Origin of the sequence: Micromonospora sp. U21, assembly GCF_018070045.1 — a bacterium.
Classification (GTDB): Bacteria; Actinomycetota; Actinomycetes; order Mycobacteriales; family Micromonosporaceae; genus Micromonospora.
In genome coordinates, this window is sequence record NZ_JAGPYK010000087.1 from 1 (window position 1) to 988 (window position 988).

Here is a 988-nt window from a genome sequence, read left to right on the forward strand (position 1 = left end):
CCTAGACGAGTAGTTCCGAAGTCAGGGGTCGATGTCTGGGCATGAAGAGAGGGCATCCAAGATCATGTTGTGACGCAAGACCTGGATACCCTCTTGACCGCACTGTACGTGAAGATCGACGACACCATCCGCACGCCCCGGTGGCGAGGTAGACCACCGCTGCTGACCGACTCCGAACTGGTGTGCCTGGCCGTAGCCCAGGTCCTGCTCGGCGCCCGCTCGGAAGCGCACTGGATCCGCTACGCCCGTATCCACCTAGCCGGCATGTTCCCGTACCTGCCGCAGCGACCCGGGTACAACAAGCGGCTCCGCGCCGCGCTGCCGTTGATCAAGAAGGTGATCCGGGACCTGGCCCGCGACAGTGACTTCTGGTTCGACAACCACTGGATCGTCGACTCCACCCCCATCCCCTGTGGCATGTCCCGCCCCACGGTCCAACGCTCGGACCTGGCCGGCTGGGCCGGATACGGCTACTGCGCCTCACACTCCCGGTTCTTCTGGGGCCTGCGGCTGTACCTGGTGTGCACCCCGACCGGGATGCCGATCCTGTGGGCACTGGCGAACCCGAAGATCGGCGAACGGGAGGTCCTCGCCTCGATGCTGCAGATCGAGGCAGACGTGGTGGCCGAACACGACGGGATCCTGCTGCTCAGCGACAAGGGCTTCGCCTCCAAACCGTTCGAGCGGCAGCTGGCCGAACAGGGCATCGAACTGCTCCGACCATCGCGCAAGAGGGAGAAGACCCGCTACGGCGAACCGATGCTCAAGAAGGTCCGACAGCTGATCGAATCCGTCAACGACACCCTCAAAGGCCAGCTCGACCTGGAACAACACGGCGGACGAACCTTCACCGGCGTCGCCGTACGCGTGGCTCAACGCCTCCTGGCCATGACCGCCGCGATCTGGCACAACAACAAGACCAGCGCACCCGTCACCCGATCACTGATCGCCTACGACCACTGACCGGAATTCGGAACAACTCGTCTAG

General features: G+C 63.9%; 1 protein-coding gene. It reads left to right on the forward strand.

Annotated features, from left to right (window positions below; all coding sequences use genetic code 11):
• Positions 1-69 precede the first annotated feature (69 nt).
• Positions 70-963 carry an IS982 family transposase gene (locus KBX63_RS34865; RefSeq protein WP_210918680.1) on the forward strand — a complete coding sequence of 298 codons (894 nt, stop codon included), beginning with the start codon at positions 70-72 and terminating at the stop codon, positions 961-963.
• The last annotated feature ends 25 nt before the right edge of the window (positions 964-988 follow it).